Here is a 6872-nt window from a genome sequence, read left to right as displayed (position 1 = left end):
GTCGGGGTCGATCGCGTAAGCGCTGACCCGGCCCAGCGGCTCGCCGGAGGCGTCCGCGCCGAGTTCGTTGACGCAGTAGAGATAGCGCTGTGATGGCGCCACGGCGAGAAACGACGGGTTGTCGGCGGTGACCGTCTGGACGTGGCTCAGATCGCCGGTGGCGTGATTCAGGCGGTAGACGTAGAGGCCTTCGGCGCGGCTCGGGGCGACACCACCGGGAGCCGTGTTCGGCGCCGAATAGGTGCCGACGTACAGATAGCGTGATGCGGCCGGTGCGTTCGGGTCGGCCTGCGATGCGGTGTTCTGGGCGAAGACGCCCGGCGCGCTGACCGCCCAGGCCGCGCTGGCGCCCACCGCCTGCAGGAAAGTGCGCCGAGAGAGGCCAGTGGTGGCTGAGGAAGCACTCGAGGGCCGTTGTTGTTGCTCTTTGACTGTCATCTCGATGACTCCAGGGTCTGGCGGTCGGGCGTTATCGGCGCCGACCGCAATTGGGTAGCGCTCGCCTCGGCGTGATGCCGAGACGGCCGCTACGGGATCCAGTGCTGCATCGCCGCTTCCACCCCGCGCAGTTCGGCCAGCCCCTTGAGCCGGCCGATCAGCGGATAGCCGGGGCGACTGTCGCGCTTCAGATCGTCGAGCAGGTGGTGACCGTGATCGGGGCGCATGGGCAGGCGGTGGCCGCCTTCACGCTGGCGACGCCGCTGTTCGTGAACCAGCTCGCCGATCACGCCCACCATGTCGACGTCGCCGTCCAGATGCTCGGCCTCGTGGAAACTGAGCGGGTCGGCTTCGCGGCGGGTGGCGCGCAGGTGCACGAAGTGGATGTGCGGCGCGAACCGCCTGGCCATGGCGACGAGATCGTTGTCTTCGCGAACGCCGTAGGAACCGGTGCAGAAGGTCAGGCCGTTGGCAGGACTCGGCGCGCTATCGAGTACGTACTGGGCATCTTCGGCGGTCGACACGACACGCGGCAGCCCGAGCAGCTCGCGGGGTGGGTCGTCCGGATGGATCGCCAGGCGGACCCCGGCTTCCTCTGCCGCCGGGACGATGGCGCGCAGGAACGCTGCCAGATTGTCGCGCAGCCGGTTGGCGTCGATCCCGCGATAGCCATCCAGCACCCGGCGGAAGTCCTCGAGCGTGTAGTGCTCCTCGGTGCCGGGCAGTCCGGCGATGACGGTATCGATCAGGCGCTTTCGCGCCGCGGCGTCGAGCGTATCGAGATAGGCGCTGGCGGCTTCCCGCTCGGCGTTGCCGTAATCCGCCTGGGCACCCTCGCGCTCGAGCAGGAAGAGATCGAAAGCGGCGAAGGCGGTCTGGTCGAAGCGCAGCGCCGTCCCGCCGTTCGACAACGGCCAGGCGAGGTCGGTGCGGGTCCAGTCGAGGATCGGCATGAAGTTGTAGCAGACCACATCGATACCGCATTCGCCGAGGTTGGCAAGCGTTCGACGATAGTTGTCGATGTAGCGCGCGGCTGCCGGCAGGTCCTGCTTGATCGCCTCGTGTACCGGCACGCTCTCCACGACCGACCAGGTGAGTCCCGCCGCTTCGATCAGGCGCTTGCGCTCGACGATCGCTTCCACCGGCCACACCTCGCCGTTGGGGATCTCGTGCAGGGCCGTGACGATGCCGGTCGCGCCGGCCTGGCGAATCTCGTCGAGGGTGATGGGGTCGGCCGGGCCGAACCAGCGCCAGGTATGTTCCATGATCAAGCGTCCCGATCAGAAGCGTTGAGTGTCAAAGTGGCAATGGCCGATTCCACGCCGCCGCTCTCCAGTCGCGTCAGCGCTTCGAGGATCTGCCGGGCGAACCGTCGATCGTCGCGCAGCGCGGCGGGGAAGACGGCCTCGAGGGCGAGGAAGGCGTCGATCAGCGCGGCGTGGTCGTCGCCATGGCGACGATGGAGCGCGGCGAACGTCTCGGCCATGGGGTCGTCCACCGGGTGCGGCTGGCCGCTGAGGTCGGTGCCGGCGGTGTAGCGAATCCAGCCGGCAACGCCCAGCGCGGTTACGTTGATGTCGGCGGTGTCGATCGACCGCTCGACACCGCCGGCCAGCCAGCGCTGGGGCAGCTTCTGGGAGCCGTCCATGGCGATCTGCTGCAGTCGATGACGCAGGCTGTCGTTGCCGAAGCGGGCCAGCAGACCGTCGGTGTAGGCAGCGACATCGGTTGCCGCCGGCAACGACAGCGTCGGGATCGCGTCCTGCTGCCAGTAGTGCCGGAGCAACTGGCGGAAAGCGGGGCGCGCGACGGCGGCGTCCACCGTCTCGATACCGGCCAGCGCGCCGAGATAGGCGAGCAGCGAGTGGGCGCCGTTGAGCAAACGCAGCTTCATGGTCTCGAACGGGGTGACATCGGCGACCATCTCGACGCCTTCGGCCCCCCAGTCCGGCCGGCCCAGCGGGAAATCGTCCTCGACCACCCACTGGCTGAAGGTCTCGCAGACCACGGCGGCAGGGTCGTCGATGCCCAGTCCGGCCAGGCGTGTTCTGTCCGCGTCGGTCATCGCCGGCACGATGCGATCCACCATGCTCGAGGGGAAGGCGACGCTGGCGTCGATCCAGTCGGCCAGTTCGCCATCGCGATGCCGGGCCAGCGAGACCACCGCACGCCGCGTGCGCCGGCCGTTATGGGGCATGTTGTCGCAACAGAGCACGGCGAACGGTGGGACGCCTGCCGAGCGGCGTCGCGCCAGTGCCTCCAACAGCATGCCCGGTGCGGTATCCGGCGATTCGGGATGGGCGATGTCGTGGGCGATCGCTGGCGAGTCGGTCAGCAGCTCGCCGCTGCCCGGGCTGAGGAAGTAGCCCTTTTCGGTCACGGTGAGGGTGACGATGCGCACGGCGGGATCGCTCATCCGCGCCAGCAGCCGTTCCCGGTCCGGGCCGTCCGGCCCCGCGTAGAGCGCTTCACGGATGGCGGTGACCTCCCGCAGCGTGACATGCTCGCTGTCGCTGAATTCGGCCACGTGATAGCGGCAGTCGCCGTCGCGCAGTTGATCGACCAGGGTGCGATTGGCGCGGATATTGGCGCTGCTGATGCCCCAGTCGTCCGCACCGGTTCGGTCGAGGTGTCGCTGCAGGTACACCGCCTGATGGGCGCGGTGAAAGGCGCCCAGGCCCAGGTGGACGATGCCGATCCCGCTCGGGGGCCGTCGGCTCGGTTCTCGCTCGATATGGATGTCGGCTGCGGCCATGAGGCTATTTCCCCATCAGCAGATTGGGCAACCATAGCGACAGCGCCGGCACGAACGACACCAGCATCAGCACGAGCAGGTTGCAGATCAGGAAGGGCACGATGGCTTTCGCCACCCGCAGCATGGGCAGCTTGCCGATGCTCGATACCACGAACAGGCAGACGCCCACCGGCGGCGTGGTCAGGCCGATCATCAGGTTGAGTACCGCCATCACGCCGAAGTGGATCGGGTCCATGCCGATCCCCGTCGCCACGCCCAGCAGGGCCGGGAACAGGATGATCAGCGCGGCGATGGTCTCCATGAAGGCGCCGACGAACAGCAGGATCAGGTTGAGGATCAGGATGACCACGATCGGGTTGCTGCTGATGCCGAGAATGGCATCGGCGAGCATCTGGGGGATCTGCTGGCTGGTCAGGATCCAGCCGAACAGATTGGCCAGGCCGACCAGCAGCATCAGCGAGGCGGAGGTGATGACGGTATCGGAAAGGATGCCGCCCAGGTTGCGCCAGTTGATGCCCTTGTAGATGAAGGTGCCCACCAGCAGGGCGTAGAGGCTGGCGACGATCGACGCCTCGGTCGGCGTGAACAGGCCGCCGATGATGCCGTAGAGGATGATGAAGGTCATCAGCAGCGCCCAGAACGCGCTGCGGCCCTCCTTGAGCAGCTCCCTGGCGGTGGCACGCTTCTCCTTGGGATAGCCGCGCCGCACCGCCAGCCAGTACGCGGTGATCATCATCGCCACGCCCAGCAGCAGGCCGGGCAGCGCACCGGCGAGGAACATGCGGCCGACGGAGATGCCTGAGAGCGAACCGACGATGATCATCGGCACGCTGGGTGGAATGATCGGGCCGATGGTGGAGGAGGCGGCAGTCACGGCGGCGGCGAACGGCTTGTCGTAGCCGGCCTTGGACATGCCCGGAATCATCACCGAGCCGATGCTGGCGGCGTCCGCCACCGCGGTGCCGGAGATGCCGCTGAAGATCATCGAGCCGCCGACGTTGGCCAGGCCCAGGCCGCCGCGGATATGGCCGACCAGGGCGTTGGAGAAGCGCACGATATGCTGGGTGATATTACCCACGTTCATCAGGTTGCCGGCCATCACGAAGCCGGGAATGCAGAGCAGCACGAAGGAGTCGATGCCGGAAAACATGCGCTGCGGCACGATGGTCAGCGAGATGCCGCCAAGCATCAGGTAGGCGAGTGACGACACGCCGAGGCAGAAGGCGATCGGCAGACCGATCAGCAGCAGTGCCAGAAAGGTGATGAAGAGAACGGCGATTTCCATCAGAGCGCCTCCTGTCGGGTGGCTTCGGCGCGGTCGCCACGAACCATGGCGGTGATGCCCTCGGCGAGGCCGATCAGGCTGTAGAGCAGAAGCGCCCCGAACAGCACCACCGAAGAGAGAAAGATGTAGAGCATGGGGAGGCGCAGCGTCGGCGAGGTCTGGAACGCGCCGATCTGGGCGAACTGCCAGGCGTTGGGCAGCACCACCAGCGTGAAGGCGAAGGTGATCGCCGAGATCAGCGTAAGGTAGGCGGCCCGACCACGGAAACCGAGCCAGCCGTGGAACAGCTCCACATTGACGTGGCGGTGACGGTGCTGCACGACGCCGGCACCCAGCGCCACCATGTAGATGAAGAGGTAGCGGGTGAGCTCTTCGGTCCACGACAGCGTGATGGGCAGGAACAGGCGCGACGCGACCTGCAGCAGCACGGTCAGCGACAGGCTCACCAGTGCGATGACGGCCAGTGTCAGCAGAACGCGGTCGAGCGCGTTGGCCAGTCGGCCAATGGGGCCGCCCAGTCGCGGAACGCGAGTCAGTATCTCGAGATTTTCCTGGATGTCCTGGTGAATGTCCGTCTCTTGTTCCGACATGGCGGTCTCCGAACGAGATGAGAAACGGGAGCGGCGATCGCGCTGCCCCCGCATGCCTTGGCGCGGTAATCCGAAGGGGGATTACAGATCCTGGATGGCCTTGTAGAGCGCTTTTTGATCGTCATTCAAGGCGTCGAGCACGGCGGGCTCGGCTTTCTTGGCGAAGGCGGCCTGATCCACCTCGACGAACTCCATGCCCTTGTCCTTGAGCGCCTGCTCGAGACGCTTCTGGTCCTCGACGAACAGTTTTTCCTCATAGGACTGCATCTCGCTGGCGGCGTCTCTCACCACGCTCTGCAGGTCGTCCGGCATCGACTCGAGCTTCTGCTTGCCGATCACCACGTAGATCCAGCTGCGCACGTGGTCGGTCATGTCCACGTACTGCTGGACTTCGTTGAAGCTGGCGCTTTCGATCAGGCTGAGCGGGTTCTCCTGGGCCTCGATGGTGTTCTGCTGCAGCGAGGTAAAGACTTCGCTGAAGGCCATCGGGGTCGGGCGGGCGCCCAGCGCTTCCCAGGTATCGACGAACAGCGGCACGTTGGGCACGCGAATGCGCAGGCCGTCGAGGTCGTCAGGGGTCTTGATCGGGCGGTTGGAGGTCAGTTCGCGCGGACCGCGCTCGAACCAGGCGATCGGCACCAGCCCGGTGCGCTCGGTGATCTGCGCCTCGATCTGCTTGCCGACGTCACCTTCCACGGCCTTGCGCATCTGGTCCGCATCACGGAACAGGTAGGGCACGGCCATCATCGCCGCCTTGGGCGCCCAGTTCTGGAGACTCTCGCCGGTGATGGTCATGTCGGCGGTGCCCAGCTGGATGCTGTTGATCACATCCATTTCGCTGCCGAGCTGCTCGTTGGGGAACACCTGGACCTCGATCCGGCCGTCGGAGTTGGCTTCCACCAGCTCCTTGAACTTCAGCGCGGCCTGGTTCCAGATGTTCTGCTCGTTGGCCAGATGGCCGAATTTCAGCGTGTAGTCCGCAGCCATTGCCGCGTGGCTGCCCAGCAGCGTGGCGCCGAGGGCAGCGCCGGCCAGCAGATGCTTGAGGGTTGTCGTCGTCAACATGGCGTGAGTCTCCTGTCGCGTTGGTACGCGTCGGTGTTGTTGTCCGGGCCAGCGCTGTTCCGGGTCTCTTCCGGCATGGGTGGCGGACTCGATCGGACGCTCAAGGCGAGATTTTCACCAGCACCTTGCGCGCCCGTTCCGGGTGGTTCTCGAGCAGATCGATGGCGCCGGGCATCTCGGTGAGCGGGACGCGATGACTGATCAGCGCCCGGGGCTCGAGACGACCCGCGGCGATATGCTCGATCACCTCCGGGAATTTGCGGATGTTCAGGCGGGAGCCGACCAGCGTCAGCTCCTTCTTGATCACTTCCAGCTGAACCAGGTCGCTGGGCGTCGGGCTGAAACCGAGCAGTCCGATGCGTCCGGCGGGGCAGGCCATCCGCAGCATGGCGGGCAGCATCGCCGGTATGCAGGCGGCATCGGCGATCAGCGGAATGCCCTCGCCATCGGTGGCGGCCAGCACCGCCTGTTCGAGATCTTCGCGGCGACCGTTGATCACGTGGCTGGCGCCCAGCTCGCGCGCCGTGGCGAGGCGTTCGTCGAGGATGTCGGTGACGATCACCTCCTCGAGGCCCATGGCGCGCGCCATCTGCAGCACGGTCAGGCCGATCACGCCGGCACCGATCACCAGCAGATGGTCGCCCGGGTGTGGCGCCATCCGCGCGAGCACGTTGGCGGCGATGGAGTAGCGCTCGACCAGGGCGGCAGCGTCGAGCTCGAGATCGTCGGGGATGCAGTG

General features: G+C 66.4%; 7 protein-coding genes. All 7 read right to left on the bottom strand.

The window, feature by feature from the left end; all coding sequences use genetic code 11:
• Positions 1 to 438: lactonase family protein (locus AC3AYF_RS04340; protein WP_295035890.1), on the bottom strand; the 438-nt coding region annotated here is incomplete at its 3' end.
• An 89-nt stretch (positions 439 to 527) separates the two neighbouring features.
• Positions 528 to 1703, bottom strand: coding sequence for a mannonate dehydratase (uxuA, locus tag AC3AYF_RS04335; protein WP_487779432.1), 1176 nt, complete (start codon positions 1701 to 1703; stop codon positions 528 to 530).
• Between the two features lie 2 nt (positions 1704 to 1705).
• On the bottom strand, positions 1706 to 3193 hold the full coding sequence (locus tag AC3AYF_RS04330) for a mannitol dehydrogenase family protein (protein WP_295035892.1): 1488 nt from the start codon (positions 3191 to 3193) through the stop codon (positions 1706 to 1708).
• A gap of 4 nt (positions 3194 to 3197) precedes the next feature.
• Positions 3198 to 4478 carry a TRAP transporter large permease gene (locus tag AC3AYF_RS04325; RefSeq protein WP_295035893.1) on the bottom strand — a complete coding sequence of 427 codons (1281 nt, stop codon included), beginning with the start codon at positions 4476 to 4478 and terminating at the stop codon, positions 3198 to 3200.
• Positions 4478 to 5068 carry a TRAP transporter small permease gene (locus AC3AYF_RS04320; RefSeq protein WP_295035894.1) on the bottom strand — a complete coding sequence of 197 codons (591 nt, stop codon included), beginning with the start codon at positions 5066 to 5068 and terminating at the stop codon, positions 4478 to 4480. Before AC3AYF_RS04320 ends, AC3AYF_RS04325 begins: the two co-directional genes overlap by 1 nt.
• 81 nt (positions 5069 to 5149) lie before the next feature.
• Positions 5150 to 6133: a TRAP transporter substrate-binding protein gene (locus AC3AYF_RS04315; RefSeq protein ID WP_149434443.1), complete on the bottom strand. Its 984-nt coding sequence runs from the start codon at positions 6131 to 6133 to the stop codon at positions 5150 to 5152.
• Positions 6134 to 6233: 100 nt separating this feature from the next.
• Positions 6234 to 6872, bottom strand: a 639-nt coding sequence (locus AC3AYF_RS04310) for a zinc-binding dehydrogenase (protein ID WP_487779431.1), incomplete at its 5' end; no start/stop codon positions are given.

This window comes from Salinicola sp., assembly GCF_982684285.1.
This window is presented reverse-complemented; position numbering and strand designations above follow the sequence as displayed.

What these genes read in the sequence shown, in the direction of transcription:
- uxuA (WP_487779432.1), bottom strand. Translation starts at nt 1,703, where the DNA reads ATGGAACATACCTGGCGCTGGTTCGGCCCGGCCGACCCCATCACCCTC.
- AC3AYF_RS04330 (WP_295035892.1), bottom strand. Translation starts at nt 3,193, where the DNA reads ATGGCCGCAGCCGACATCCATATCGAGCGAGAACCGAGCCGACGGCCC.
- AC3AYF_RS04325 (WP_295035893.1), bottom strand. Translation starts at nt 4,478, where the DNA reads ATGGAAATCGCCGTTCTCTTCATCACCTTTCTGGCACTGCTGCTGATC.
- AC3AYF_RS04320 (WP_295035894.1), bottom strand. Translation starts at nt 5,068, where the DNA reads ATGTCGGAACAAGAGACGGACATTCACCAGGACATCCAGGAAAATCTC.
- AC3AYF_RS04315 (WP_149434443.1), bottom strand. Translation starts at nt 6,133, where the DNA reads ATGTTGACGACGACAACCCTCAAGCATCTGCTGGCCGGCGCTGCCCTC.